The sequence below is a fragment of the Streptomyces sp. P17 genome (assembly GCF_032436805.1).
In the GTDB taxonomy this organism is placed as follows: domain Bacteria; phylum Actinomycetota; class Actinomycetes; order Streptomycetales; family Streptomycetaceae; genus Streptomyces.
In genome coordinates this window covers 1-265 of sequence record NZ_JAVRBF010000955.1, presented here as the reverse complement: position 1 = coordinate 265, position 265 = coordinate 1, and the positions used below count along the sequence as shown (strand labels likewise).

Sequence of the window (265 nt, the reverse complement as noted above, 5' to 3'; positions counted from 1 at the left end):
ACGACGACCGGCGAGGGGATGAGCCGGGTCAGTACTGGCACGCGATCTCACGGCCCTTCGCGAGGTCGTCGTGGTTGTCGATCTCGACCCACTTGACGTCCCCGATGGGTGCCACGTCGATCGTGAAGCCGTCGTCGGCGAGCTTCTGGTAGCCGTCCTCGTAGTACAGGTCCGGGTCGCGCTCGAAGGTGGCCTTCAGGGCGTCGGCGAGCGCCTCGGCGGCCTCGGGCTCGATCAGGGTGACGCCGATGTACTCGCCGGTGGC

Annotated in this window: 1 pseudogene; it reads right to left on the bottom strand. The window is 67.9% G+C overall.

The features are described 5' to 3' along the window. Positions 1-28: 28 nt before the first annotated feature. A pseudogene (locus RMT89_RS43550) lies at positions 29-265 on the bottom strand (phosphocholine cytidylyltransferase family protein); the annotation flags it as partial.